29 protein-coding genes and 1 pseudogene are annotated in these 24,282 nt (G+C 65.6%); all 30 read right to left on the bottom strand.

The window, feature by feature from the left end; translation table 11 throughout:
* Nucleotides 1-2: 2 nt before the first annotated feature.
* Nucleotides 3-392: a DUF6950 family protein gene (locus GGR47_RS07650; protein WP_147035341.1), complete on the bottom strand. Its 390-nt coding sequence runs from the start codon at nt 390-392 to the stop codon at nt 3-5.
* Nucleotides 392-967, bottom strand: coding sequence for a hypothetical protein (locus GGR47_RS07645; RefSeq protein WP_147035339.1), 576 nt, complete (start codon nt 965-967; stop codon nt 392-394). The genes GGR47_RS07650 and GGR47_RS07645 overlap by 1 nt, the downstream gene beginning before the upstream one ends.
* A complete protein-coding gene (locus GGR47_RS07640) occupies nt 964-1,560 on the bottom strand; it encodes a hypothetical protein (protein ID WP_147035337.1) in 597 nt (198 codons plus the stop codon). Before GGR47_RS07640 ends, GGR47_RS07645 begins: the two co-directional genes overlap by 4 nt.
* A complete protein-coding gene (locus GGR47_RS07635) occupies nt 1,560-4,748 on the bottom strand; it encodes a phage tail tape measure protein (RefSeq protein WP_147035335.1) in 3,189 nt (1,062 codons plus the stop codon). The genes GGR47_RS07640 and GGR47_RS07635 overlap by 1 nt, the downstream gene beginning before the upstream one ends.
* Nucleotides 4,749-4,816: 68 nt before the next feature.
* Nucleotides 4,817-5,584, bottom strand: a complete 768-nt coding sequence (locus GGR47_RS07630) for a BRO-N domain-containing protein (protein ID WP_147035333.1) — start codon at nt 5,582-5,584, stop codon at nt 4,817-4,819.
* Entirely contained in the window at nt 5,581-5,916 is a 336-nt protein-coding gene (locus GGR47_RS07625) for a hypothetical protein (protein WP_147035332.1), read from the bottom strand. Before GGR47_RS07625 ends, GGR47_RS07630 begins: the two co-directional genes overlap by 4 nt.
* A 260-nt stretch (nt 5,917-6,176) precedes the next feature.
* Nucleotides 6,177-6,569: a hypothetical protein gene (locus tag GGR47_RS07620; RefSeq protein WP_147035327.1), complete on the bottom strand. Its 393-nt coding sequence runs from the start codon at nt 6,567-6,569 to the stop codon at nt 6,177-6,179.
* Nucleotides 6,570-6,847: 278 nt separating this feature from the next.
* A complete protein-coding gene (locus GGR47_RS07615; RefSeq protein ID WP_147035325.1) occupies nt 6,848-7,399 on the bottom strand; it encodes a hypothetical protein in 552 nt (183 codons plus the stop codon).
* Nucleotides 7,399-7,887, bottom strand: a complete 489-nt coding sequence (locus tag GGR47_RS07610) for a phage tail tube protein (RefSeq protein ID WP_147035323.1) — start codon at nt 7,885-7,887, stop codon at nt 7,399-7,401. Before GGR47_RS07610 ends, GGR47_RS07615 begins: the two co-directional genes overlap by 1 nt.
* Nucleotides 7,888-7,898: 11 nt before the next feature.
* A complete protein-coding gene (locus GGR47_RS07605) occupies nt 7,899-8,306 on the bottom strand; it encodes a hypothetical protein (protein WP_147035321.1) in 408 nt (135 codons plus the stop codon).
* Nucleotides 8,303-8,728: an HK97-gp10 family putative phage morphogenesis protein gene (locus GGR47_RS07600; RefSeq protein WP_147035320.1), complete on the bottom strand. Its 426-nt coding sequence runs from the start codon at nt 8,726-8,728 to the stop codon at nt 8,303-8,305. The genes GGR47_RS07605 and GGR47_RS07600 overlap by 4 nt, the downstream gene beginning before the upstream one ends.
* Nucleotides 8,725-9,042: a head-tail joining protein gene (locus GGR47_RS07595; protein WP_147035318.1), complete on the bottom strand. Its 318-nt coding sequence runs from the start codon at nt 9,040-9,042 to the stop codon at nt 8,725-8,727. Before GGR47_RS07595 ends, GGR47_RS07600 begins: the two co-directional genes overlap by 4 nt.
* Nucleotides 9,043-9,044: 2 nt before the next feature.
* Nucleotides 9,045-9,380, bottom strand: coding sequence for a DUF2190 family protein (locus GGR47_RS07590; RefSeq protein ID WP_147035315.1), 336 nt, complete (start codon nt 9,378-9,380; stop codon nt 9,045-9,047).
* A gap of 70 nt (nt 9,381-9,450) precedes the next feature.
* Nucleotides 9,451-11,541: a prohead protease/major capsid protein fusion protein gene (locus GGR47_RS07585; protein ID WP_183949488.1), complete on the bottom strand. Its 2,091-nt coding sequence runs from the start codon at nt 11,539-11,541 to the stop codon at nt 9,451-9,453.
* An 18-nt stretch (nt 11,542-11,559) separates the two neighbouring features.
* Nucleotides 11,560-13,059 carry a phage portal protein gene (locus tag GGR47_RS07580; RefSeq protein WP_147036048.1) on the bottom strand — a complete coding sequence of 500 codons (1,500 nt, stop codon included), beginning with the start codon at nt 13,057-13,059 and terminating at the stop codon, nt 11,560-11,562.
* A gap of 2 nt (nt 13,060-13,061) precedes the next feature.
* On the bottom strand, nt 13,062-13,274 hold the full coding sequence (locus GGR47_RS07575; protein ID WP_147036049.1) for a hypothetical protein: 213 nt from the start codon (nt 13,272-13,274) through the stop codon (nt 13,062-13,064).
* Entirely contained in the window at nt 13,274-15,406 is a 2,133-nt protein-coding gene (locus GGR47_RS07570) for a phage terminase large subunit family protein (protein WP_244305033.1), read from the bottom strand. The genes GGR47_RS07575 and GGR47_RS07570 overlap by 1 nt, the downstream gene beginning before the upstream one ends.
* A complete protein-coding gene (locus GGR47_RS07565; protein WP_147036050.1) occupies nt 15,403-16,014 on the bottom strand; it encodes a hypothetical protein in 612 nt (203 codons plus the stop codon). Before GGR47_RS07565 ends, GGR47_RS07570 begins: the two co-directional genes overlap by 4 nt.
* A 299-nt stretch (nt 16,015-16,313) precedes the next feature.
* Nucleotides 16,314-16,832: a DUF6362 family protein gene (locus GGR47_RS07560; RefSeq protein WP_147036051.1), complete on the bottom strand. Its 519-nt coding sequence runs from the start codon at nt 16,830-16,832 to the stop codon at nt 16,314-16,316.
* 312 nt (nt 16,833-17,144) lie between these two features.
* Nucleotides 17,145-18,713 carry a DNA primase family protein gene (locus GGR47_RS07555; RefSeq protein WP_147036052.1) on the bottom strand — a complete coding sequence of 523 codons (1,569 nt, stop codon included), beginning with the start codon at nt 18,711-18,713 and terminating at the stop codon, nt 17,145-17,147.
* A gap of 41 nt (nt 18,714-18,754) precedes the next feature.
* A complete protein-coding gene (locus tag GGR47_RS19335) occupies nt 18,755-19,411 on the bottom strand; it encodes a GapR family DNA-binding domain-containing protein (protein WP_307724547.1) in 657 nt (218 codons plus the stop codon).
* Nucleotides 19,406-19,612 (bottom strand): annotated as a pseudogene (locus GGR47_RS19120) (DNA translocase FtsK); the annotation flags it as partial. The gene GGR47_RS19335 and the pseudogene GGR47_RS19120, both read right to left, overlap by 6 nt.
* Entirely contained in the window at nt 19,612-20,763 is a 1,152-nt protein-coding gene (locus tag GGR47_RS19115; RefSeq protein ID WP_244305034.1) for a DUF7146 domain-containing protein, read from the bottom strand. The gene GGR47_RS19115 and the pseudogene GGR47_RS19120, both read right to left, overlap by 1 nt.
* Nucleotides 20,760-21,518 (bottom strand): transcriptional repressor LexA, encoded by a 759-nt coding sequence (locus GGR47_RS07545; protein WP_147036054.1) that lies wholly within the window; start codon nt 21,516-21,518, stop codon nt 20,760-20,762. Before GGR47_RS07545 ends, GGR47_RS19115 begins: the two co-directional genes overlap by 4 nt.
* Nucleotides 21,518-22,138 carry a hypothetical protein gene (locus GGR47_RS07540; RefSeq protein WP_147036055.1) on the bottom strand — a complete coding sequence of 207 codons (621 nt, stop codon included), beginning with the start codon at nt 22,136-22,138 and terminating at the stop codon, nt 21,518-21,520. Before GGR47_RS07540 ends, GGR47_RS07545 begins: the two co-directional genes overlap by 1 nt.
* Nucleotides 22,135-22,662: a hypothetical protein gene (locus GGR47_RS07535; RefSeq protein ID WP_147036056.1), complete on the bottom strand. Its 528-nt coding sequence runs from the start codon at nt 22,660-22,662 to the stop codon at nt 22,135-22,137. Before GGR47_RS07535 ends, GGR47_RS07540 begins: the two co-directional genes overlap by 4 nt.
* A complete protein-coding gene (locus GGR47_RS07530) occupies nt 22,659-23,183 on the bottom strand; it encodes an AsnC family protein (protein WP_147036057.1) in 525 nt (174 codons plus the stop codon). Before GGR47_RS07530 ends, GGR47_RS07535 begins: the two co-directional genes overlap by 4 nt.
* A gap of 20 nt (nt 23,184-23,203) precedes the next feature.
* Nucleotides 23,204-23,485 (bottom strand): hypothetical protein, encoded by a 282-nt coding sequence (locus GGR47_RS07525; protein WP_147036058.1) that lies wholly within the window; start codon nt 23,483-23,485, stop codon nt 23,204-23,206.
* Nucleotides 23,482-23,952 (bottom strand): hypothetical protein, encoded by a 471-nt coding sequence (locus GGR47_RS07520; RefSeq protein WP_147036059.1) that lies wholly within the window; start codon nt 23,950-23,952, stop codon nt 23,482-23,484. The genes GGR47_RS07525 and GGR47_RS07520 overlap by 4 nt, the downstream gene beginning before the upstream one ends.
* Nucleotides 23,949-24,227, bottom strand: coding sequence for a hypothetical protein (locus tag GGR47_RS07515; protein ID WP_221204682.1), 279 nt, complete (start codon nt 24,225-24,227; stop codon nt 23,949-23,951). The genes GGR47_RS07520 and GGR47_RS07515 overlap by 4 nt, the downstream gene beginning before the upstream one ends.
* Between the last annotated feature and the right edge of the window lie 55 nt (nt 24,228-24,282).

Genomic DNA, 24,282 nt, shown 5'->3' with positions numbered 1-24,282 from the left:
CGCTACACGCGCCAGGCGCGCGACCATTCCAGACGCGCGATTCGCTCCAATCCGTCCGCGCCGGCGAACATCGCGTCGCCCCCGATGCACACGCCGACCGAGCCCTGCGCCAGAACGAGGTCCCCGCGGCGGGCGAGCGACGGCGGGATGACATCCAAATGCCGATCGAACGTCGTGACGAGGTCTCCGGAGCCGTATTTCCGCAGCGCCCGCGCCGCGCCAAGCTGCGTTCGGTAGCGGCCACGGAAAGGCGCACCGTGATCGCGGCCGGTCTGCGCCAGCACCGCGTTTGCCCCATGCAGCGCGCAGTCGTGGCTTCCGTAGGCGTGCGGCTCCGACGCCACCGCGACAAGATACGCAGCGAGGCGGACCTCCCAGTCGGGCAGCCGCATCAGCCGGCCTTCGCGCCATTGGCGACGGCGAGCGTCAAGGACGCCGACCGGTCCGAAGGGTCGAAGTCACCCTGATCGAGGTACGTCCGGTTGGACGCGGACGTCAGCGAGGCGAGATAGGTCTCGATCGTCACCTTGGCGGTTTGCACCTTCGGCGATCCCGAGATCGCGAAGCCGACCATGCGGCCCGTGTAGAACGGCACTACGGCACCGACCCGGTTGCCGTCGGCGTTCAGCGTCAGGAACCACAACCGGGCTACCCGGCCCTTCCACTGCGTCTCGTCGCCGAGAATGTTCAGCAGGTCGCTATTCGGCCCCACGATGCCCGACAGTGTCACCGCGACGGTCTCGGTGCCTCCGGTCGCGCGCTTCACGCCGGTCACGTTGCCCATCGTCGGATCGATCGACGAAAACAGCTGACCGTCGAGGTCTGGATCACCGGTCCCCGCAAGACGGAGCGAGGTCTCCCATGTCGTAGCCCTCACCGGATCGCCCGGGATGTCCAGCCACACGAGGAACGGCGGCCGAACGACCGGCGCTCCGAGCATCGATAGAGTTGCCGGGTCAAAGCTCACCAGGCCTCCTCCAGCTGCAGGGCCTTGGCCTGGAAGACCGAGCCCAGATCCTCCGTCCACCCGACAGCGCTGTCCGACAGCGCGACCAAGACGGACGGCCGGCGGACTTCGACGGCCGCGCCGTCGGGCGGCGACTGCCGCAACGAGGGCTTGAACGACACGGTTGCGACCCCCTGCGCGTTGAAGACGAAGGGCGCCGAGACCGACACCATCTGATCGTTGACCGTCAGCTTGTGCCCGCGCTTGAGGCCTTCACCGGCTATCCCGCCGCGTAACCGCAGGCTGCGGCCGAATTGACCAGCGCCATCGACGGCAGGCAGCAAATCGTCGCGTGCCTGCGGGGTAGCGGACGCCTCCAGCCTGAACGTGTTGATCGCACCTTCGAGATCGATCAGAAAGGCCTCGGCCTCAAGCCATTCATCGGTGCCGCAGCGGACGGCAAGCTCCGCCGTTGCGCTCCACAGCGATGGCCCGGGCTGCTGCACGACCTGCCGACGCATCGTCCATCCCGAGCGGTTCACCTGAGCAGGTCGATCGAACGACCATTCGACGCGGCGGATTGCGAGCGCGTCGGGCACGGCGATGATCGCCATTACAGGCGCTGCCGGGCGACGCCCGCCATCGTTTCCTGCGTGTGCTGAACCGATGCCTTGTAGGATTCACCCGCCCGGAAGCTCGCGATGCGATCGACCTCCGACCAGACATCGCGATCGACCATGGCACCGCGCATGTCGATGTACTGGGTTCCTACACCGGAGCGCGCCGCCTTGCCGTCGTTGGGTACGATCGTGCCGCTGATCCCCGGGTAGAAGCGTTCCGGCCCGTCCTCGCCGACGTTGTACCACTTGCCGGCCTGTATTCCGCCGCCCGACTTGCGGGCTCCGCCGAACTTCGCGGAGAAGAGGCGGCCGATCGAGGCGAATAACCCACCTCCACCCCCTGCGCCAAACAGACTGTTGGCGAGCGGCTTGATGATCGCCTGCTGCAACGCGATGTCGATCAGCGACCCGATGATCCGGCGGCCCATGTTCGTGAAGGCCGCCCCGAGGTTCTTTGCCCCCATGATGGCATCCGTCAGTTCGCTGTTGAGATCGCGCAATGCCGATACACCTGCGTTTTCGACGCTTTCCCGCATCGCATCGCCCGACATGTTGATCTGGCGCATGAAGGTCTGCGCCGAAGTTTCGTTGCCGCGCATCGCGGCTTCCCGCCGCTGCGCGTAAACGCCGTCGAGCGCTGCCTTGCGGGCCGCGGCATTGCTCCATTCCGCCGATCCCGTCGCCTTCGTCGCGAGAATGAGGTCGAGATCCGCTTCCTCCTGCTGACGCTGGAGTTCGAGCAGTCGCAGCTCGCCGTCGCGCCGTGCGGCGACGCTGTCCGCCGCGTCGATCGAGGCGCGGACTTCCTCCTGCGCGGCATCGTTCTTTGCCTTCGCTAGGTCATAGTCCTCCTGGGCCAGCGCGACGGTCAGCGCCTGTTGGGCGACGTCGCGACGCCGTTCGATCACCTGATCCTTCGCCGCGATCAGCTTCGCGCGTTCGGCATCGTCAAGGCCCTTGTCGACCGCGACCTGACGGACATACGACGCGCGCTCCTCCTCGAGGCTGGCTATGTCGGCGCGGTATCTGGCGCGGACGTTACCGGTGAGGTCGGCCTCGGCCTGCAGGCGATCGACGCGCGAGCGGCCGAGCTCGTCGAGGTAATTCGCCTCGTCCTTGGCCGCGTCGCGCCCCTTCGGTCCCTTTGGCGTCTTCTTGGGATCGTCGAAGTTCATGTCGATCTTGGAGACCTTGCCCGCCGCCTCCGCGCCATTGATCGCGTCATCGAGGATGCGGAAGTTGTCCTCTGCCGCCTTGGCGTTCGCGGCGCGCTGTGCGACCTCGACACGGGCATCCTCGACGCGCCCCTGACGCGGCAGGCGCAGCGTCGGGTCAAAGCCTCCCATGGCGAGCAGATCGAGGGCGGTGCCGATCGTCGACCCTGTCTTCGGGGCCTGCGCCTGAGCGCGCGCGAGTTCAGCGCGGGCCGCGACCAGGTTGGCCCGGGCACTCGCGATCGCCGCGGCGGCACCGGCGCGATCGGCCTTCGCCTTCGACAGCACTTCGTCCCGGGCCTTGCCCGTGGCCGTCGCAAGCCGGGTCGCCGTCTCGGTCGCCGCACCGTTGGCATCGCCGAGCTTCAGCGCGGCATCGCGGGCCGCTTGCGAGGCCTCCGCCGTCTTTCCCATAAGCGGGATCAAGATCGTCAACAGGCTGATGGCCAAGCCGATAGGGCCAGCCAGCGCCAACAGTCGCGTGCCGAGCGCACCAAGCATCGCGGTGGCTCCTGCTTGCAGAGCGAGTTGGGCTAGCAGCCTGATGACGACACCCATGGGGTTAATCAGAACGGCAAACCCAAGCGCCAGCGGACCCAGTCGCAGCAATAGGAATGGGATGGCGTATTTTGCGAGCACGCCGAGTCCTAAGATGAGCGGACCAGTGGCAGCAGCAACAGCGCCGGCGGAAACGACCATAATCATGAACCACCGCGGCAGCCCGGCGATCGCACCGATCACCGACGCCGTAGTGGTCTTGATCAAAGTTAAAGCCTGTATGATCCCGGCGTCGCCGATAGCGATCTTCAGCTGTTCCCAGGCGCCAGCCAGCCTTTGCGTCGCCGCAGCCTCGCCATCGAGCAGCACGGCCATCTTCTGGCCTGCTGTCACCTTGTCGATGCTGGCCTGCACCTCGTTGATGCCGGCCGCGCCTTCCTTCATGAGCGCGATACCAGTGCGCATGGCGTCCGTCCCGAACGCCGTGGTCATGGCGTCCTGCAACGACCGATCGCTGAGCTTGCCGAACTTCTGTCGCAGGACCTCGGCAATCTCCGCCAGCGGCTTCGCCTGGTGGGCCGCGGTGAAAAAGGCGTTTCCATTTTCCTTGGTGATGACGCCGAGCTTGGTCAGCACCCGCTCCGCTTCCTTCGACTGCGGATTGAGCGTCGTCAGGAAGGTTTTGAACGAAGTGCCGGCGTCCGATCCCGACTGAAAGTAGGACGCGGTTGCGGCAAGCGCTGTGTTCATGTCGTCGAAGCTATAACCAAGGCCGCCCGCGACACCACCGGCCTGCCCGATGGCAAGGCGGTAGTCATCCATCCCCATCTTGGAAACGTCGAGCGCGCCGGTGATCTTGTTGACGATCTCCGGGAGATCGCCGGCTGACTTGCCGAATTGCTGGATGATGTCGGTCGTCGCGTCTGCCGCGACGTTGAGGTCGGTTTGCCCAACAACGGCGAGCGTCAGCGCGCTTTGCAGGCCACCTGCGAGAATGTCCGCTGCGCTCATACCGTTCTTCGCCAGCGCCTCGATCGCACCGGCGGCTTCCGTGGCACTACGCCCAACGGCAGGCCCCATCTGCAGGGCGGCCGCGCGCAACTTATCGAGTTGCTCTGGAGAAGCACCCAGCAGCGCCGCATGCACGGCGTTCATCGACGCCTGAAAGTCGGAGGCCGCGTCCTTCGACACTTTTGCCATGCCCCCCAGGCCGAGCGTCAAACCCGCGGTGAGGGCAAGCCCCGTGGTGCGGACCTTCTGGCCCGCCTCGGCCACGGCATCGGCGATGCGGACCGCGGCTTCATTCACCCGCTTCGCAGTCCGCTCGACGGCATTGGCCATGCCGTCGGTGCTCTTTTCAACGTCCTGCCCCGTTCTCTTGGTCTCGGCGCGCATGGCAGCCATCCCCGCCTTGTAGGCAGTATCCTTCACGCCCATCGAGACGACGAGCGATGCCAGCAATGCCTGCAACTTAGGTCTCCAATAAAAAATGACCGCCGGATCACTCCGACGGCCACCATGTTGCTATAGGGCCGAAATTACGCCGCCAGCTTGAGCCCGATCCGGTGAACACGATCCGACTTGATCGACCCAATCCCGCAATTGGTCAGCGCGCGGCCGAACGCGGTCAGGTTAACGATCTCGCCGGCCGGGAAACCTTCCGCCCGCGCCCACCCGATATAATCGTTATACAGTGTTTGGCTCGGCTCACGGTGGCCAGGCGCCGCCTCAGTCCGCGCGGTCATCCATTCGCCGATCGACCTATGTAAGTTCGCGACGGTTCCGATCGGCAGAACGACCTGCTCCATCCGCTCCGACAACTCGGGCAAACCGACGATGCGCCATGCGCGCCGCGCGGCGGACAGGCCGAACGCCATCCGCGCCTCGCGCACCATCTGCAAACGCGCGCGCAGCACGTCGAATTCGTCGGGCGTCTCCAGCACGGGCACCGGCTCGACCGTATCGGCCGGCATCACCTCATACCGCCCGGTCGTGCGCAGCGCCGGCAGCACCTGCTGCGTCACCCACCGTCGGAACCGCTTCGCCGCCTCCTTCCGGCTGGTGAACACCAGCGCGTACATGCCGGATTCGGAGATGACCGTGGTTTGCTGAACCCTCCCGATGACGTCGGTAATACCGACGTCATCGCGCTCATCGTCTTCCAACCGGCGAAGCGCGTCGCGGGCGTTGCCGATCTCCAGCGCCGCGCAGACATCGTTGCCAACGAACCACGCGATACCATCGCGATCGACCGCCCGGACCAGTTGCTCACCGAAGCCAAAGCTCTGCAATGCAACGGCGGTCATTGCGGCCGCCCGGCATGCAACAGCTTATCGAGGCGCTCGACCTCGTCACCGACCAAATCCAGTAACGAGCTGATCTGGTTGAAACGCCTAAACTGCCAACCTGACTCACGATACCAGTAGCCCTGCAGCCCCGATGCCTCTTCCGCCACCTCGTCCGCCGCGCGCAGCAGCGTACGGATACGATCGAGCTGCCGGATGCCATGATCGGCGAGCGGCTCGATCGTGTCGATCTGTGCAATCTCCAGCACGACCGTTTGGGTGGAAATTTCGTCGAACTTTCCCGGTGACGCGTCACCGGCGCGGATGCTAGCCGCTCTGTCAGCCTGTTGCATCGGGTTCCTTCCGTGCGATGGGTTAGAGCCGGGCAGAAGTTGGCGCTTCCGTCCGGCTCGCTTCCTTGTTAACACGGTTTCCGTGGACGATCAAGAAACCGTGATAACAAAGAAACGCGGTCCAAAGCCTACCGGCGTTGGGCAGTTGGTCGGTGTGCGCCTACAGCCGGATCAGATCGAGAGGCTCGATGCATGGATCGCGCGACAACCTCAGATGCATTTATCCCGCCCTCAAGCCATTCGGGACATACTCGACAAGGTCATTTGAGGGGTTGGAAGGGGCCGGGATCGTCGAATTTCACGCCGGGGTTCTCGGCCCGGAGCTGTTTTATACGCTCAGCCAAACATTCATGGTTGGCCCGAAGAAATTTATTATGGTCAGCGCCCCACTCCGTAGAATAGGCATCGCCTTCAATATACGCGAATGCCTTTGGCCCAGTATACCCGCCGAGCGAATTTTTTGCGTTAACCATTCCGCATGCTAAATTGCGTTCAGAATAATACGAGACATCCGAAAATTGTGCACTTTCTGGATCTTTAAGATGCCCTTTAACGGCTTCTTCCATCCGTGCACGAAGGTCGTAATCGACCGTTCCCGGAACCTGCTGGCACCCCACGAGCATTGGTAAGAGACCGTAGGTGATCACGCGCATTTTGGTCCTCCCAACCATTGTTGAGCGACGATAGCAGCACACGCGCGCCGGTCACTCCCTCTGATCCACCAATTCAATTTTGATGGGCGCCCCCGCCGCGGCGCGGTACGCATAGGCGGCGAGCATCTCCTGCGGCGTCTGCCGATCGGAGCGCTTCGGAGCCGGGGCCGTCAGTTTCTTTAGGTAATAGGCGAAACCGCGCAGCTTCTCTTCGCGCGCGAAAAATTCACCCTTCCATGCGCCGAACAGAATGCGTTCGAGGTCATCGCTGCGCGCCTTCAGCCTTCCGCGGAGGGCCGCGGCGTAGCTCGCCGGGGTTTGGTGCCAGAAGCTGGCAGGCTCGAACCCCGCTCGCGTCCATTCGCGGACGAGGTCTTCCCAGTCGGTCCGCTCGCGCGGGTCCGGCGCTTTCCCGGGGCGGCGTCATCGCCATCCCCCTTGCCTTGCGCAGCCCGGATCGCTTTGCCGATGATATCGCCGAAGGCCTCGTGGCCGATATCGTCGGCGATGTCGCTGACGTCGTCGAGGGTCACATCGGGATGATGACGGCGCAGCCCGAACCACGCGAGATCGCGCAGCACAGAAAGCCGCACGGTCTTCATGGCCGCCTGCATCTTTTCGATCGCGGCGATGCTCAGGCCATCGAGGTTGCCGGTCGACATGGCGGTGCCGATCGCAAACGCCGTTTCTGGATCGATGTCCGGAATGGCATCGGCGACGACTCCGAAGAACCCCTTTCCGTAATGCTCCTCGACCGCGCACTGGGCCGCGTTGCCGAGGAACAGCGTCCAGCGCTGCCCCGCGGCGTCGAACGTCTGCTCCCCGATCATCAGGCGCCCCCGGTGCCGCCGGTGGCAGCCTTCACCGGCTGCGCTGCGGCCGCGGCCTCGTCCGACGCCCCGGTGAACTGGACGTTGATCGTTTGGGTCATGCGATCATTCATCGGGATCGCACGGCCGCGGGATTTGACGATCAGGAAGCCTGAGACTTTCCACCACTTTCCGTCTGGCGCGGGCAAATAGGTTTCGTAGGCGTGGGGCTTGCCCGAGTTGTGGGCGGCCCTCAACAGCACATCGGTCGGGCTGCCGGGAATGTAGTTGATCTCCAGCGTGTCTTCGCCCGGTTCGATCATGCCGACGCCATATTCCTTGCGCCGCCCGGGCGACTTGAAGTGCGTCTTTTCGAATGTCTCCGCCGATTCTTCGGCGAACGGGACCTTGGTCACCTCGTCGATTTCGGTCTTCGCGCCCCCCGGAGGGGTGAGGAAAAAGCCGGTGCCGTAGCCCGACTGTGCCTCGCTGTTGCCGCTGGCGTCCATGAAATGCTCCTTCAGGCGTTGTGGAGGAAGAGAAAATCGATCGACGCGCGCGCCAGCGCGTCGCGATAGGAGGAAGGGTCGGCGGTACGATCGAAGTCGGTTCCCGAGCGTACGCCAGTCACGTCGGCGCGTTGGAAGCGCACGCTGCCGACCACGGCAGCTGGTACGAGGAAGGCGATCAACCGGTCGCGGCACGCCGCGCAGGTGTCGGCACGCTCCGCCCAAATATCCGCCTGTACAATCGTCGGGCGAAGGGATTGGAACCCCTTGTAGTGCTGCGGCCGCGCGTCGCTGATGATCCGAAGTGTCAGCCCAGGAACGTTAATCAGCCGCAACGACCAGCCGCCGTGTTCGGCGAGCATTGGCGCGAAATCGCGACTGTCAGCGAGCCGTGCGGTCAGCGCCTCCTCGATCGTCATCGCACCGCACCGATGACAGCCGCGCCCAGTCGTCGCGCGATGACAAGTTCGGCCTCCGGACGCTTGGTGGCGATAGCCGGACGCATGAAGGGGTTGCCGGGATTATCTCGCCAGCCGAATTCCTGAAAGCGCGCGTAATAGACGTCGCCGTCGTCGGTCGAACCAACGGGGCCGACATACACCGACATGTCGGGCAGGTTGACCTTGCCGTAGACACGCGCATCCCGCGCATCCACGACCAGAATGCTTTCCTGCAACAAGCCGGTCAGATACGGCGCCAAGCGTCGCGCCTCGGTGGCGATGATCTCGCCGCCCTCAAGCAGCGCCGCGCGCTTCTCGTCGTCGCTGACGCCGGCTGACAGCCGCAGGAGCTGACGATCCAGTTCCCGAAAGCCGGTCGTGCCAAACTTCGCGGCCGTCATGCGACCTCTTCCACCGAGCAGACCCACACGCCCTTGCCGTCGCGCATCGGCCGCGCCTTCACACGCCACGATCCGGCGAAAGCAGGAGTTGAAATTATGACGATGTCGCCTTGCGCCGGCGTCAGCTCCCAGCTGCGGACAAGGACGACGACGGTACGCCGGGTGAGGCTAACCGATCCAAAACGATCGTCTTCGTCCTTGCCTCTGACGCGCACGCGGACCGACTGCGCGCGACCGGACCATGCCGCGTCTTCCCCGAACGTGGCGAACGCGGCGTCGGTCAGCGCCCGCCGGTGTTCGGGGAAGCCGGGCATGATCAGACCGTCGGGATCAGCTTGACGTTGCCGGCCGCGTCCGCCGCCACCTTGGCCGCGCCGGTCATGCCGATCTTGGTATTACCGTTCGCCGTTGTGGTGACACGCTTATTGGCGTCATCCCAGTAGATCGGCAGGCAGGGTGTCGCCCATGCAGTGCCGGTTGCGCACGGGAGCGTATAGACGCCCTCGATCCATCCGGCGAAGGTCTCGCCTTCTTTCGCCGTTGTCGCCGGGATCACCAGGACGGTGCCGACCAGCAGAGGGACACCGGAGGTCACGCCGCCCGCGGGCGCGACGAAATCGAGGGCGTGGCCCTCCTGTACGAAGATCTTCATGACATAGGTCTCCATCCGGCGCGGGCGGAAGCGCCCGGCCGGTCACATGAGGCGGTGGTAATGTTGAGGCTTACTGCGCGCCGTTGTTGCGGTAAGCGCCGCGGTAATCGACCGCACCTGCGTAGAAGTCCTCGGTGACGCGCCACGCCATGCCGTCGACGTTGAACGATTCCTCGGACAGGACGCGCGGCCCAGGCGCATCGGCGAGATACCCGTAGACGAAGGTCGGCACGTCGTTGGGGTCCGCGTAGAGCTCCCACGCCTTGCCCTGGATCGTACCGTCGACCGTCGGGGTGAGGCGACCGGCGAACGGGTTGACGTTGCCCGCCTGCTGCGGCTGCAGCGGCGAAATCAGCTGTTCGGCCTTAGTCTCCATCTGCGGCCCGACCAGCACGCGGGTCGGCGCAATGTTGAGCAGCTGCCCGTCCGCGTCCTTCTGGCTACGGATCGATGCGCGACCGGCACCGAGGCTTTCGATCGTCATATCGACCGCGGCCGCACCGGTACCCAGGTTTCCGTGCGCGACGTCGAACACCGGCTTACCGTCCGACAGCTTTGGCCCGAGGCCGCCATTCTGCGCCTTCATGGCGTAGAAGGTGTTGTTCTCGAAACGGGCAATCATCCGGCCGATCGAGCCGAACACCTGATCGAATGCACCGAGATCGTCATTGACGATCGCCTGACGCGACAGGCGCAGGATGCGGCCGTAGGAGCCGAGGATCACCTGTTCCTTGCCCTCACCGATCGTGCCGGCCTTGATCTCGCCGTCCTCGGCGTAGGGCAGCAGCGTCGGGAAGTCGCCGACGCGCAGCAGGTTCGTCGGCTTGAAGTCGGTGAGATCGCGACGTGCCGCGATGTCGCGATAGGTCGGCTCCGCGGCATTGTAACGGGCGAGAAGCACGCGGTTGCCCGCCGTTTCCATCAGCATCGGGAAGTCCGAACTGGTGTGCGCGGCGCGCAGGATGGTGATCGGATCGCGCTCGCGCGGCGACAGGCCTGCGCGCGTGGCGGCGATTTCGAGCAGGCGCATACCCATGAACTCGCGGGCGGCGTCGTTCGGCTGCTCGCGCAGGGTGCGGGCGACCAGCGCATCGGCGATCGCGTTGCGCGAGCCTTCCTCCTGCCGGCCGTTGGCGCCGAAGCCGGGCGTTGCGCGGGTGCCGCCGGTCGCAGCGCGCTGCGCTTCGGCAGCAGCCTGCATTGCGGCGTCGCGCACAGCGTCGGTGCCGATCTCGCCCCGCACATTCTGGTCAACGAGCTCGCGCGCGCGGGTCTCGACGCCGAAGGTGCGCATCTGATCGATAAAGTTAAGCGCTTCGATGGTCGAGAAGCGCGTTACGGTCGGCGTCGGCGCAGGCGTGGCCGTCGAGGCCGGTTCGGCGCGCGTCTGATCGGCTGCAGCGACCGCGGCCGGGCTGGTGGTGGCGAGCGCGGCCGCAGCCGCGCCAGGGAGGTTGCGTCGCATATCGTTATCCTCTTGGGTATTGCCGGGAATGGTGGTGCCAGGTGCAGATCGGACCCCGGCGGCCGGATCTGCGGGAACGGGGACGAGGCTCACCTCGAGCAATTCCCAGCGCGTCGCCGTCCACGTGTCGGCGTCGTCGGTCTGCTCGGTGAGCGTCCAGGTGCGGACATTGTAGCCGATGGAGATGCCGGTCACTTCGCCGCGCGAGACCATGCCCTCGGCGTTGCGGCCGGCATCAGTGTCGGCGAACTGGATGGTGCCGACCAGCTGCGCGCCGTCGATACGCGCTTCGATCACGCGGCCGAGGACGCCCTCGACGTCGTAGGCGTTGTGCGCGTTGAGGAACGGGCAGAGGTTGGCGCCGACGCGGGCGAGGTCGATTGCGTCGGGCGAAACCGCCAGCTGTTCGGTGCCGAACCAGCGCACCACGGGGGACCCGGCCGAAAAGACCGCTTCGATCGTGCGCGCGGCGGCATCGTAGGACGAACCGGTGAAGGCCGCCGCACGCGCGCCGCGCGACGGCGGGGGCGCGCCACGCTCGCCGTTGCTGCCGGCAGGCGGCGCCTCGCGCGTCATGTGGCGAGCGGGCCCCTCCGGCCGCGGCGCGCGCTTGTCACCAGCGGCGACGCTGTCACCGGGCTTGAGGTCGCGCGTGGGCGCGACCCGCTTCGGCTCGGCCGAGCGGTCATCGGACATGGTGTTGCTCCTGTGGTTTCAGGCCGCCTGGGCGGCGTCGGTCTTGGGGGCGAGGTAACCGGCCGCCGCCTGCAGCACGCCGCTGTCGGTGACCCGGCGGGGATCGCTGTCGAGGGCGAGACCGAGCGTATCGATCTGCTCATTGAGCTTGGCGATCTCGCGCAGATGCTCCTCGGCGTTGATGCCGCGCTCGGCAAGCGAACGGCTCAGCAGCTTCAAGCCGCTACGGATCTCGATTAGCTCGCCCATGAGGTCCTTCACGGGGTCGACGAACCGGCGGACGGGCAGCGCGTAGCTGACCTTCATCGCCTCATATTGGCGCTTCCCGGTGCGCAGCGCGAGCCGCCGCATGCGTCGGTCGACCGCCGGCCGGATGAGGTGCGGGATGATGACGTTCTGCTGCCAGTCGTCGAGCAGCGCCCAGTGGCCCAGCATCGCCGCGCGCAGGCTCGAATAATTGGCCTGGCTGACGTCGCCCGTCATTAGGTGGTAGGGCGCCATATTGGCGGAGACCGCCGCCATCTGCTGGCGGATGAACTCAACGGCGCCGCCCGACTGGGTCGGGTTGAGGGTGTTGACCGTCTCGCCCGGCCGCGCCCGCATGATGAAGCCCGGCGACAGCGTCTCGACCGGCCGGCCCGCTTCGTCGGCCTTGCTTCCGTTCGCCGCCATTGGGGATCCAACATTGCCCTCACCCGGCGTGATGATGAGGCCGAGGCACGCCTGCACCTTCTGCTGCATGCGGACGGCGTCCTCGATGTCGCCGATGTCACGCAGCGTCATCGCGACCGACGACAGCCAGGAGACGCCGCGGGTCTGGCTCCACCGGAGCCGTTCGAAGACGTGATCGACATGCTCGGCGGGCGTCGGCGCCGACTGGCTCGCCCCGCCGAACAGCACGTCGCCCGGATGCTCGGCGAACAGCCAATAGGCCGACCGAGCCCGATCCGCGTCGAACTCGACGCCCTGCACGATGCGACCGCCGGCGGTGGTGGCCGCGGTGCGGGACATGTCGAGGTAATCCCCCTCCAGCCCCTCGATCCTTGCGTTCGGACCGTCTCGATCGGCGTGCCAGGTGGTGAGCGATTCCCCGCCGACGACGACGCTACGGCCGGTCAGCTTCTGATGCTCGTAGAAGTCGCCGTTGCCGTCGACCTTGCTCTCGGCCCAGCGATCCCAGTCATCCTGCGCGGTGCGCTGCAAGATCGGATCGTCGTGGCGCAGCTGCACGGCGATGCCGTCGCCGATCATGTTCGCGACGATCTGGCGGACGCCGGCAGCGGCGTATTTGTTGTTGCGCACAAGATCCTGCGCACCGTTGCGCAGCAGGACAAGGCCCTGCGCATTTTCGCTGTCCGCCGAGCTGCTCGGGCGCTTCCAGCCCTTGGTGCGCCGTCCGCGCGTCGCGGCGTCATACTGGCGGACAGCCGCCAGACCGATGCGTGCCGACGTGCGGGACGCGGCCCAGCGCGGCGCGAACGGCTCGATCGCGCTGTCGATGATCTCGCCGAGGCCCATGATCAGTCCGGATCGTATGCGGCGTAGGTGCTTGCCGAACGGGCGACGCCGGCAGGCACGGCGGCCGCACGCTGCTGAAAGTAGCTCAGCGCCGACGTGATGTCCTTCACGCCGCGATACGTGATGCTCTCGCCCTCGCTCTCGATGCGCGCAACGCCGGAGCCCAGGCCGCGCTCCAGTTCGGCAATCTCCATCGCAAAATCCGGTGCGGGCATCACAGCCATCCTGTATTTGTGCCGAGGTAGGTGTCCCCGGCGGTTGTTTCGTGCTGCACGCCGGCCGCATCTTCGGCCGGCATCGCTTGCGTTGGCGCGACATGGACAGGGCCGTCGAACAGACCGCCCTGTGCCTGATCCGCCTCGGCGTATCGCTCGACCCGCAGCGCCGCCCAGTCGGCGTCTGTGAGGGTGTCGAGCATCAGCTTTTCCTGCGCCGCGGTGTTGTAGACACGGCAGTCCAGCCAGTGGTTCGGGCGGCCGGCGAGCGGTTTCCACACCCTGCGCGGCTGCCCCCCAACCGTCTCTGTGATGACCGTTTCAGCCGTAACCTGCTCGAAATAGTCGTCTGGCAGGTCCATATTGAAATGGACGCGCCCCCGAACTGCCGTCAGCGCGCCGGCAATTTCCTCCGCATAGGCATTCAGCGAATTACGTAGGAAACCGTACCAGCCGAGTTTGATGCCGAACGTGCCGACGATGTACGCCTTGTCCTCGGCACGCTTCTTTGCCTGACCAGCCCGGCTGCCCTGCTGCTCGTAGCGCAGGTTTTCGCCGCGCCCGAGGATCGGCAACGTCCAACCAGCGCGGCCGAACACGGCGAGCCGGTTGGGATGCGCACGGCAGAATGCCTCGGCGGCCTCGGTGTTGTAGCCGGCGTCGACGCAGATCTGGTCGATACCGAACTTGCGGCCGCCGGGAAATCGAATGCGTCGCCGGGCGTAGGTGTCGAGGTCGACCCAGGCGCCTTCGCCCTTCACGTCCGTCGCGCCCGGCAGGAAGCGGGCATCGAGCGTCCAGCTTTCCGCGTTCGGCCCCCAGCCTACGAGCTCGAGGTAGACGCCGTCGCCCTGGACGTCGACGCCCATAGTGATGACGAGCGGGCCGAAAGGCATCGCTGCCATCTGCCGCGGCCCCCAGCCCGGCTCGCGCAGTTCCTTCAGCTTCTCGTAATCGGGCGTCCCGCCTTTCAACTCGAACTCGAACCCATGCACCAGATTGGTCCACGACTTCATCTTGTTGAGGTCGCCAAGCGCAGCGACGAACGACACCGCCATGTCCGCCCATGTCTGAAACGATGAAATGATGCCGGTCAGATGGAAGCCGCGCTTCACACTGGCCGGCATCCGCCCACGGGCAGCCTGGAATTCTTCTTCGGTGAGCACCCGCGGCACCGGTTCGTCGTCGATCTCCATCGACAGCCATCCGTCGGGGCGCTTCATCAGCGCCTTTTGCCAGTGCTCGATATGGTCAAACCCGCAGCATGGCGGGATGAGGTGCGCCTCCGCCGGTTTGCCGTCCGGCCACCGGATGTCATCCCACTCCGGCACGAAACGGCTGCCGCACTCGGGGCAGGCCAGATAGTAGCGGCGCCGGTCCGAGGTCGCGTAGGCGCGGCCGATCTTGCTCGTGCCTTTGATCGTCGGCGTCGAGATCTTCAGCCGCTTGGACAGTCCCTGCCGGCGCCAGACCTTCAAACGCTGATCGACCATCGTCTCGGGCGATCCCTGCCCGTCGAGGTCGTCAGGGAACTGGTCGAGATCGTCCTCTACGGCGTAGCGGACCGTGCGCTGCCGCAGCGAAGCGGCCGAGCTGGCACCAGCTAGCAGAACGAAGCCGTTCGAACGGCTGAACCTGATCTTGCCCTTGGTCGACCCGTCGCCATCGGGAGTGCCGAGGGCGCGGATCGTGCCACCCCGCTCCGGGTTGAGCCGCGGCGTGTTCTCGACCATCGGCCAGAACTTTTCCGCCGCCCAGGCCAGCGCCGCGGTCAGCGTCGCCTGCACAAACAACATTGGCCCGGGCGCGAGGTCGGATATGAATCCGATCCAGCACTCTGCCGAAGCCGACCCGCCCGACTGGGCGCATTTGATGATGTCGGCTTCCTCGCAAGGATCGTCCGGCGTCAGCGCATCCATGATCTCGACGAGCTCAGGAGCCGTCTCATGCCGCCATGGCCCCGGCAACGGATCATCATCAGCAAAACGACGAAAGCGGCTGGCCCAAGTGGCAACCGACATGCGCGGAGGCGGCCGAAGGCCCGACGCTATCGCCCGGTCGAGGCCCTCAGCGTTCGCACGGATCGCGTCGCCGGCAACGCTGCCGAAGCGATCATAGTCGAACGCCATCATACCTCCGCGGCTGCCGCCTCCATTTCGTTCTCGATTGCCGCATCGTCCGGCTCATCAACCTCGGACAACTTGCCCGCCTCGACGTCATTCGCCAGTTCGGCGAAGACGCGATCGATCTCGGCGCTGCCGATCGCCATCACATTGCGTACGTCCCGCTCTGCAGCCAGACGTTCGGCGATTGCTCGAAACATCGCCTGCATGCGCTCACGCGCAACGCGACCCAGCTCGGCCCCGCGCCGATCCAGTTCGATCCGCGGCCCCAACTCACCCGCCCGCTCCGCATTCTTCAGCCGCAGCGTAATCAGATTTTCTTCAGCAAGCTCCGCGCGGACCTTGGCAACGCTACGGCCCGACAGCGCGGGTTCGGCAGTGTCACCGAACTCTTCAGCCGCCGGGGATGCGACCATGGGCAGATTGGCGGCGGGACGCCCGCGCATTGGATCGATGCGTGTGTTGATGCGCGCTTCGGTCCGCTCGACATCGACGAGAAGCTTACCGGTGCCAGGGCATTCGCCCATCACGAGCAGTTGCTTGGCTGCCCAGTTCGACACCGCCGACTTGCCGACGCCACGGTGCGCAGCGAACTGCCCCTTGGTCATCAGCGTCATAATCGCGTCCCGTTCACGCCCGTGAACCAGTTCAGTTCACGAAGTTCATAATGCAAAATCGCCCCTGAACACCGACATCACGCGCTCAGCCACACCGCAATACACGGCGCCCCCCGGAAGGGACCCGCGAGGGGGCGGGTGCATCCCTGCCCGAGCGTCAAAACGACGACGGGCGCCGTGGCCGAAGCCGCGCCGCCCGCCGTGAGGTGCAGGGAGAGGGTTAGACAATCCGCCGGGGGATGCACGTTTCGCCAAACCTAGATCTGAATAGGGCCACAGACCCCTAGAGACCGAATTGTTTATTTGACCCCTAGAGCATTCCAGGGGTTGACGCCCTCTAGGTGCGGAAATCCGCCATTTCCTGCCCGTGCAAGGCGTTGGGCGATGCGCGTGATGGAACGGCTCCACCGCTTCGACAGCGTATCGGGGTGCCCGGCCCAACCTATCCGCTTCGCGATGCGCCCCCACGGCACCTCCGCTTCGTCGCCCCGGTGCATGGATTGCAGAACGAGACCGACCAATCGACGGTGCGCCGGATCGACCCATTCGATCCAACCCAGCGCTTCATCCATGCGATCGACCTCCGCAGTGCGCAGACCGGGTAGCTTCGGCAGCGCATCCCGGTCATAGTCGTCGCTGTCCAACTGGTAGAGCGCCCATGCTTCCTGCCGGGTGAGCACGCCGCGCTGGTATATCGCTCCGGCTTGCGGCGCCCGCAGCCAACCGGCCTCCCGATCCGGCATGCGCCACATAAAGCCCCATGCTTCGATTAACCGCTCCACGACCAGATCGAAGGTCCATTCTTGATGATTATCCATTGGTTCTCTCTTACGGATAGTCGGATAGTATAAGCATTATCGCGCATGCACAGGCGCACATATGGAAAGGTGTTGGCGTAAGTGTCCGTACTATCCGTACTGTCCGTAAACCCAGCTTTTCCGGGGTTCACGGCAACGGACAGTAAACGGACAGCCGGACAGTTTCTAATCGGCGTGAAGGCTATATTTCATCTTGACCCATGGCCTCATTTCTGCCTCTCGAAGCCGCTCGCCTTTGAAATACGGATAGTCTCACCCAACTGTCCGTAGACTATCCGTTCTCACCTGCCGCTTCGGCGGTGCCCGGGGTGCCTACGGTATGTCGAACGGATCGTCATATGCACCACTGTCTGGCGACGCGGGCATGCTGGGTGCGCTGTCGGCGGCAGCGGATAGCGGTGCGTCGTTATCGCGCAACCGCGCCCCACGGCGCCGTTTCAGCCCCTTCCCGTCCTTCGGTCCGAGCAGGATTTGCCGGTCGCCCAGCGCGCGGCCGAACGCCGTGCTGTTCATCAGTTCGCGGTCGCTGACGCCCTCGGCCTCGCACCACGACTTATAGTCGTTATAGAGGGAGCTTGAGAGCGTCAGCACGTTCGGATCGCTGGTGTCGACGCGCGCCGCCATCCATTCCCCGAAAGGGTTTGCCGAACGGCGGTACTCCTCGACAGCCTCGGCGACCGACGGCGGCTGCACCAAGCGCCCAGCCTCAAGCCAGAGGCGCAGCCCTTCCAGCATCCAATTCAGGATGCCTGGCCCTTCCGCCAACAGCCGATCCTCGACACCCTTGTCGATCGCCGCACCTTTGAACTGGTGAGGGAACAGGATGATGACGATGCGGCGCCATATGCCGTCGTCGTCCCCGGAAATGCGCGGCCGGCTGTTGCATTCCATGAATAGCTTGCCCCGCGCTTTGAACTCGAACGCGTCGCCATAATTGGCCCGCGCCTGGATCGGCGAGCCGCCGGTGAATTGCTTGATGCGCTGTTCGTCGATTGCAGACCCGCGCTTTGGCTCCTGCGTGCAGACGAGGCGAGTATCGCCGGCCAGCCGGACAAGGTCGGGGGTGGCATCGGCGCCGGATCGCTGCCCGGCCGCCATGAACGTCTGTACGTCGGCCGCCACGCCATAGCCGCCCATCAGCTCGCGCAGGATGTTCATGGTGGTCGACTTGCCGTCGCCGCCTTTGCCCTGCAGCATGAACATGCACTGTTCGACCGTCAAACCGGACAGGGCATAGCCAATGACCTGCTGGAAATAGTCCCGAACGGCGGGATCGGGCAGCACCGTCGTCAGATGCTTATGCCAGCCCGGCGCCTCCGCCTTGGGATCATAATCGCACGTCATGGCCCGTGTCAGCAGATCGGCCGGATCGTGCGGCGCATCGATGATGTGCCAACGCTTCCCCTCGGGCGCATCCTTGGTGCGCCGAAACCGCAGCGTGCGATTCGACGTGTTTACGACCAGCAAGTCACCGTCGAAATCGTCCATCCGCCGGTTGAGCTCGTCGAGCGTCGCAGCCTGCGCCAGCATCGCCGTCGCCTTGCTCGCATTCCCGCTCTGCACCGCATGCTTATGCAGGTTGATGACCCGATCCTGCCGGCGTTCGGTCGTGCACCATTCGCCGAAGCGGGAGCGCAATTCCTCGTCCGGCACTTCGGCCAGGGCGGCAATTTCGTCGCGGATACCCCGCGCGACCTCATGGGTCTTCAGCATCGCCAGCCGCTGCCCATCCTCGGCCGACCAGCGGATGCCGTTATAGGCGACCCATCCCCATTCCCGTACATGGACCAGCTTGCCCCCGGCGCGGACTTCCAGCCGCTCGGCATTGCCGAGATCGGACATTTCGCGCCAACACAGCGCCAGCGGATCGACCGTCGTCATCAGGACGGCCCGCTTTACGACTTCCCCCACAGTCCTATTCCTTATTGGATAAGCGTCGCGCGGCTTGCCGCGATCGATGCCAGCGTTTCCTGATATGCTTTTTCTTTGGCGGTCAGCTTGCGGCCTTTGGGCGGCGGCAGCGCCACAGGCGCCGGCAGGTCGATCGCAATGTCGGGGTCCTCAACCCCGAGCGCGTGGCGGTAGACTGTCCGGGTCGCCTCCCGTTCGAACCGCTTGTCGCGATCAGCCTTGCGATCGGCGATGACGCCGCGAATTTCCGACGGCATCAGCCCGATTTCCTTGGCGAACTTCAGCGCATCCCGAATATCCTGATTGGCGTCGTCGCGGCGCTCCATCAGCCCTTCGACGTGCAGCACGACCTGTTCGAGGTGCGATGCGGAGCCGTCGGCCGCGCGCACTGGCTTGACCTCGCCCATAGCCTCACCGGCCGCCCGCACGATCCGCCGCGCGCCTTCGAGCCCCAGCGCCGCCACCAGCGCCTGCGCCAATGCACTATGCGCGTCGTCCAGCGGCATAACGGATGCGGAGGCGATGACCGGCGGGTCGTCGCGCTCTACAACGACCGGCCGCGCGTCCGCGTCGGGGGTCGGCACCGAACTCGATGGCCGGTCATACTTGCCGGCGTTGCGCTCCCACGCCGGCACCTCGGGCTGGATGACGACGCTCGACCCCAGCATCGCTGCCGACGGCGGCCGCAATACCTCGCGCCGGCCGACCGCATCCGGGTGGCTGACATAGCCCTCGGTTTCCATGCGCTCGATCATGCGCGCCGCTGAATTGTAACCGACGCGCAGCTGCCGTTGCAGCCATGACGTCGACGCCTTTTGATGCTCCAGCACCAGCGCGGCCGCACGCTGATAGAGCGCTTCGTCGTCGCTCATGCCGCGCGGCCCAGGTCGTTGAAGTCCATGCCGGCGGGCGCACGGTAGCACCGCACCGGCGCCGCACCCGACCGTCTCCACGCTTGCGCCGCCAGCGTGGCGCAGATCTCCGACCGTTTCAGACCGTCGATCCGCACCCGATCGCGCTTGCCACGCCGCGCCAGCTGGCATCGCATCGAAACCGGCCGCATGTCCGCATCGATCAGCAGATGCACCTCGCCGGCACCCTGCAGGGTGAAGGGCGGCGATTCCGGGTCGCTGCGCAGGTTCCACAATGGCACGACGCCCTCCGCGTCGCGCATCGCCCTGCCTTGCAGGTTATCGAGGCTAAGCAAGGCAAGAGGCGTGCTCGCCATCGGCAGGTCTGCGGCGTAGGACAGAACCGTCTCGACGCCCTCCCCCGCGATCGTCACCGGCGGACCGGCGCCGTCCATTTCGCCAAGGAAGCATGCCGCACCGCGCGCCTGTCCCCACATCTTACGCGATGGCCGGGGCTTGCCGTTCGGCAGGGCGCCGAACGCCGCCTTACGCCGGCCGTCGCGCGACAGATAGGTCGCGTGTATGCCGACGATCGGACCGAACGCGGTCTCGCGCAGCGGTGCGATCATCGCTGGGGCGTGAATGACCGTGGAAGGATCGCGATCGATCCGCCACGACGCGGCCGGGCACCGCGGCAGAAAGTAAAGTCGATCGATAGCACCGACGACGCGACCGACGTCGATCCCGCGGCTGCTCAACCACGCCTCTACGATCGTTCCAGGCGCCGGCACCATGTGCTGGGCGATGTGGTGGGCGACGACGCTGCTATCGACGACTTCGGCCGCCGCTTCCACCCTTTGGCGGCGTGGGCGCTCTTGTCGAACTCGGTCCGCCTCGCCTGCCAGCACGCGCGCCGCGGCGACGCGATCGGCATGGCCACCGAGTTCCATTTCCAACGCGACCGAATCGCCGGTTTCGCCGCAAGAGAAGCAATGCCAGATCGGCCCGTCCTCGTCGGCGATGAATGCGTCTCCGCTCTCGCAGACCGGACACGTCCCGCGTGAGCGCTTCCGTCCTGACTTGTAGAGCTTGACCCCGTGTTCACGAGCGACGTCGGCGGGCGTGACCTTACGCGCGCGGTCGAAGAGGCTTTCCCGCTGGTCGGTCATGCAAAGGCAGCGCGAACCGCCTCCAGCTTCAGTTCTGCGGCAACCGCCCGCGCTTCGGCCGCAACACGCGCATCGCGCTCTTCCGCCAGCTCGGCCGAATGGTCGGGGCGCGCTCCAAAAGCTGCCCGCAACATTTCGATCGCCTCTTCGAGCGAAGGCGCAACGGCATTCGCAGTCGGTCGCTGCACCGACATGCCGCGCTCGATCAGCGTGGCGGCGGCAATGCCCAGCGAGATACCGTCCGCCTCGGCGAGGCGTTCGACGGCTTCGATCGCCGACGCCGCGGCGCTCGGCAATTGGATGGACTTGGCACCAGCCATTGCACGATTCTCCTGTTTCCTGAGGGGCGGCGTCGGTGCCGCAGGCGAGGGATTGACCATGTTGAGCAGTTCCTCCGCGTTCGCCTCGACGGCCTTGCGGACGGCGGCCCCCTGTCGATTGACGATGCCCCTGATCTTGGTGACCGCTTGATCGATCTCGGCGTCGACCCTGCGCGCGGGCGGCACCACACGCGGCAACGGCGCGACGGCGGCTCTGACCCGGCCGAGCACGATCACGCGATCGGCGCCATAACCCCGGATCGTGATCTTGCCGGCGTCAGCCAGTTCGGCGAGCAGTGTGCGCGCGTGTTCTGGTGAGGTGAAGCCGTAGCGCTCCATGATCTCCGCATCGGTCGGCAGCAGCGCGATGCCGTCGGTAAGGCACCGCTCGATCCAATCGAGCATCGTGGTCAGGGCAAACCGGGAATGCGCCATTACGCCGCCTTCCAGTCGAGCCAGCCGAGCGCCGGGGCACCCGTATGGCCATGTTCCCAAACGAACCAGGCGAAGGCGATGACCCCGCCACGCGCCTCCTCCCGGCTGTCCATGTCGGCGAGTCGACCTCGCTGCATCGGAACCCGCCGCGACATGACCCACACGCGCGCCAAGGGCGTTCCCGCGAACCAGCGCTGCCGCTCCAACCCTTCGAGAAAGGCAAGGCGCAGGAACAGGGCGACCTTGCCACCCGGCGAACGCGTCAGCAGCAGCGCGCGATCGGCAAACTCCATAGCCCACCGGAACGGGGGGTTCGTCACGACATGGTCGGACCGCGGCGACCATTCCATCAGGAAGTCGCGCCCGCCCTCCCCATAGCCGCGGTCGATAAGGTCCGTGCTCAGCACAGCATGGCCTGCCGCCTCTAACACCTGCGACATGGCACCATCGCCGCAGGCAGGTTCCCATATCGGCCCGTCGAAGTGCTCGACGGTCAGCAGCGCGCGCGTCGCGCCGGGATGCGTCGGGTAGAAGTCGTGGGTCTCGCGATTTACCGGATCGTCGGTCTGCGCGCGTGAAAAGGCGCTGCCGGCTGATGCACTGAGCGGCTTGAGGCTCATGCCGCCTCAAAACCCCGTTCGATCGCCTCGACCAGCAGCGCGCCCGGCATTACCTTGGCCGCCCGTGCCCGTTCGACGATGCGCATCCACACGGACGGCCAGCGCCGTTGCACCGTCGCAATCAGGTCCGACGGCGTCTCGACCAGGCCGGAAGCTATCGCCTCCGCCACGGTCGGCGCGGCCAGCATGTCGACCGGGCGCATCGGCACCGGCCGCGGAAAGACACGCGATTCCAGAAGCGTGACCGACGCAGGGTCAACGACCGGCGTCATCGGCGTTGGGGCTGGCGCGGTGCCGACGAACTGGCACGCCGTATGACGCGCGATGCCCTTGGGGTTTGCCTTCATGACCTTGCGCAGGCGGCTGACCGTCTGCGTGGCGGGATACCCCTTGCGGTTGAGGCTGCGAATAGTCGACCCGCCTACACCCGCGGCGATCGCCAGCGTTTCCCAGCTCGTGCCCGTGCGGCCCACGTACAACGTCACCTCGCGATGAAGCTGCAATCCCGTGACCCCGCCCGTCACAGCGCACCGCCCGGCGTCGAGCGCCCGCCTATGGTACAGATACGACGCTGCCCCGGCCCGCGCTCTTCCATCAGGATTAGCCGCGCCGCGCGAAGCAACCGAATGCGATAGGCCACCTGCGGCGCGGTCAATTCGACCTGCCGCCCGATCTCCGCATTGGTCGGGCAATGCATACCCATGCGGACATGCCGACGAAGGATGCGCAGCACCGCCGCTTCCTCCGTCTCCGGCACCGGATCGGCTTCCACCGGCACGGCCTCCAACCCGACCGGCGCCTGCCGCTTGACCATATACCATTCGCGGCCACCTGATTCCCGGCGCCGGTCGTGTAAGCGCACCTCGCCCTCGTCGAACAACGACCGGGCGCGCGTCCATGCGGCGCGGTCACGCGGGGGCGCGGAGCCCCAGGCATAGACCAATTCCGCCCCGACGTCGGCCGAAGCGACCCACTGCTCGACGTCGTCGACGTCGATCGCATGTCCGTCAGGCCGAAGCACGGCCGATCCCGCCAAACGGGCCATTGGAAATCCCCCTTGCCGGCTCACGCGGCGATGTTGACGATATCGGCGTCGAACCAGCCGCCCAGCGGCTCCATCCGCCAATGCGCGCGCGTGATGCGGTCGCCGGTCGCGCGCGCGACGTCGGCGACCAACTCTTCTCCAGGCACGATCTCGCCATCGATCAGGCGCATGATCGTGGTCGCCGATAGCTTCATGGCCGTGGCGGCGACGGGCACGATGCCGCCATAGGCCGCCATGACCCGACGTCCGAGCAGCCGCGCGCCTTCGTTCGTCGGCACACCCTTTAGGTGCAGCTTTTTCATGCGTTGTCTCCCTTGGTGAGGCGGGCGAGCGCCCGCATGCGGATCGCAATTTCGATCACGTCGTCGAGCTGGCGCTCCAGTTCAGCGCCGTCCTCCCCGCTCCACACCCCGTCGCGCATGCCGTTGCACACGGCGCCTGTGACGTCGGCGAACTCGCTATGGAGGGTGCCCAGTTTGGCGAAGATGTCGGCACCAGTGACGGGCAATTCGGGCTCGGGCACGAATGTGCCGCCCATCATCTTGCACAGCGCCCGCGTGGCATGCGGCCATCCGCCGCGCTCGCGCGACAACGGCTCCAGATCGGCGACGATATCGATCGGCACGAAGCAGTCCGGCTTGTGGACCGACCCATAGTCCGCCAGCATCGACTTGCCGACGCGGGTATAGCCCGCCCCAGCTTCCAGACCGCCGACACCCTTTATCATTTCAGCGGTCGCGCGCTTGAGCGCCAGGCGTTCGGGCGTCATGCCGCCACCGAACCGGAAATTTCACCCGCCTTTCCAACTGACGAGCCGACGTCTTCACCGCTAAACGGAAGTTGTACGCCGTGCTCTTCGGCGATTGCTTCCAGATCAAGTGAGGGCAACTCATCATGCGCGATGCGGCACAAATGATCGAGGCGCGAAGGAGAAAGCCCCGTGCGACGCCAGTGATGGACGGTCGAAACACCGGTTTTGGCGCGAGTGGCGACAGCGGTTGTTCCGCCCATGGCGTCGATCAGAGCGTTAGCGAAGGCATCCATGAACAAGAATATGCCAAAATGGCATTTTCGGCGCAAGCGAAATATGCCGTAATGG

Origin of the sequence: Sphingomonas aquatilis, from assembly GCF_014196115.1 — a bacterium.
Taxonomy (GTDB): Bacteria; Pseudomonadota; Alphaproteobacteria; order Sphingomonadales; family Sphingomonadaceae; genus Sphingomonas; species Sphingomonas aquatilis.
This window is presented reverse-complemented; position numbering and strand designations above follow the sequence as displayed.

What these genes read in the sequence shown, in the direction of transcription:
- GGR47_RS07555 (WP_147036052.1), bottom strand. Translation starts at nt 18,713, where the DNA reads ATGACGACGGTCGATCCGCTGGCGCTGTGTTGGCGCGAAATGTCCGAT.
- GGR47_RS07530 (WP_147036057.1), bottom strand. Translation starts at nt 23,183, where the DNA reads ATGGCCCGTTTGGCGGGATCGGCCGTGCTTCGGCCTGACGGACATGCG.
- GGR47_RS07595 (WP_147035318.1), bottom strand. Translation starts at nt 9,042, where the DNA reads ATGCCCGGCTTCCCCGAACACCGGCGGGCGCTGACCGACGCCGCGTTC.
- GGR47_RS07615 (WP_147035325.1), bottom strand. Translation starts at nt 7,399, where the DNA reads ATGATCGGGGAGCAGACGTTCGACGCCGCGGGGCAGCGCTGGACGCTG.
- GGR47_RS19115 (WP_244305034.1), bottom strand. Translation starts at nt 20,763, where the DNA reads ATGACCGACCAGCGGGAAAGCCTCTTCGACCGCGCGCGTAAGGTCACG.
- GGR47_RS07640 (WP_147035337.1), bottom strand. Translation starts at nt 1,560, where the DNA reads ATGGCGATCATCGCCGTGCCCGACGCGCTCGCAATCCGCCGCGTCGAA.
- GGR47_RS07650 (WP_147035341.1), bottom strand. Translation starts at nt 392, where the DNA reads ATGCGGCTGCCCGACTGGGAGGTCCGCCTCGCTGCGTATCTTGTCGCG.
- GGR47_RS07520 (WP_147036059.1), bottom strand. Translation starts at nt 23,952, where the DNA reads ATGACGCCCGAACGCCTGGCGCTCAAGCGCGCGACCGCTGAAATGATA.
- GGR47_RS19335 (WP_307724547.1), bottom strand. Translation starts at nt 19,411, where the DNA reads ATGCTGGGGTCGAGCGTCGTCATCCAGCCCGAGGTGCCGGCGTGGGAG.
- GGR47_RS07590 (WP_147035315.1), bottom strand. Translation starts at nt 9,380, where the DNA reads ATGAAGATCTTCGTACAGGAGGGCCACGCCCTCGATTTCGTCGCGCCC.
- GGR47_RS07580 (WP_147036048.1), bottom strand. Translation starts at nt 13,059, where the DNA reads ATGGGCCTCGGCGAGATCATCGACAGCGCGATCGAGCCGTTCGCGCCG.
- GGR47_RS07620 (WP_147035327.1), bottom strand. Translation starts at nt 6,569, where the DNA reads ATGCGCGTGATCACCTACGGTCTCTTACCAATGCTCGTGGGGTGCCAG.
- GGR47_RS07560 (WP_147036051.1), bottom strand. Translation starts at nt 16,832, where the DNA reads ATGGATAATCATCAAGAATGGACCTTCGATCTGGTCGTGGAGCGGTTA.
- GGR47_RS07610 (WP_147035323.1), bottom strand. Translation starts at nt 7,887, where the DNA reads ATGGACGCCAGCGGCAACAGCGAGGCACAGTCGGGCTACGGCACCGGC.
- GGR47_RS07540 (WP_147036055.1), bottom strand. Translation starts at nt 22,138, where the DNA reads ATGAGCCTCAAGCCGCTCAGTGCATCAGCCGGCAGCGCCTTTTCACGC.
- GGR47_RS07600 (WP_147035320.1), bottom strand. Translation starts at nt 8,728, where the DNA reads ATGACGGCCGCGAAGTTTGGCACGACCGGCTTTCGGGAACTGGATCGT.
- GGR47_RS07625 (WP_147035332.1), bottom strand. Translation starts at nt 5,916, where the DNA reads ATGCAACAGGCTGACAGAGCGGCTAGCATCCGCGCCGGTGACGCGTCA.
- GGR47_RS07545 (WP_147036054.1), bottom strand. Translation starts at nt 21,518, where the DNA reads ATGGCGCATTCCCGGTTTGCCCTGACCACGATGCTCGATTGGATCGAG.
- GGR47_RS07605 (WP_147035321.1), bottom strand. Translation starts at nt 8,306, where the DNA reads ATGACGATCGAGGAGGCGCTGACCGCACGGCTCGCTGACAGTCGCGAT.
- GGR47_RS07565 (WP_147036050.1), bottom strand. Translation starts at nt 16,014, where the DNA reads ATGACGCTGATGACCAAGGGGCAGTTCGCTGCGCACCGTGGCGTCGGC.
- GGR47_RS07585 (WP_183949488.1), bottom strand. Translation starts at nt 11,541, where the DNA reads ATGTCCGATGACCGCTCGGCCGAGCCGAAGCGGGTCGCGCCCACGCGC.
- GGR47_RS07630 (WP_147035333.1), bottom strand. Translation starts at nt 5,584, where the DNA reads ATGACCGCCGTTGCATTGCAGAGCTTTGGCTTCGGTGAGCAACTGGTC.
- GGR47_RS07515 (WP_221204682.1), bottom strand. Translation starts at nt 24,227, where the DNA reads ATGGATGCCTTCGCTAACGCTCTGATCGACGCCATGGGCGGAACAACC.
- GGR47_RS07525 (WP_147036058.1), bottom strand. Translation starts at nt 23,485, where the DNA reads ATGAAAAAGCTGCACCTAAAGGGTGTGCCGACGAACGAAGGCGCGCGG.
- GGR47_RS07570 (WP_244305033.1), bottom strand. Translation starts at nt 15,406, where the DNA reads ATGATGGCGTTCGACTATGATCGCTTCGGCAGCGTTGCCGGCGACGCG.
- GGR47_RS07575 (WP_147036049.1), bottom strand. Translation starts at nt 13,274, where the DNA reads ATGCCCGCACCGGATTTTGCGATGGAGATTGCCGAACTGGAGCGCGGC.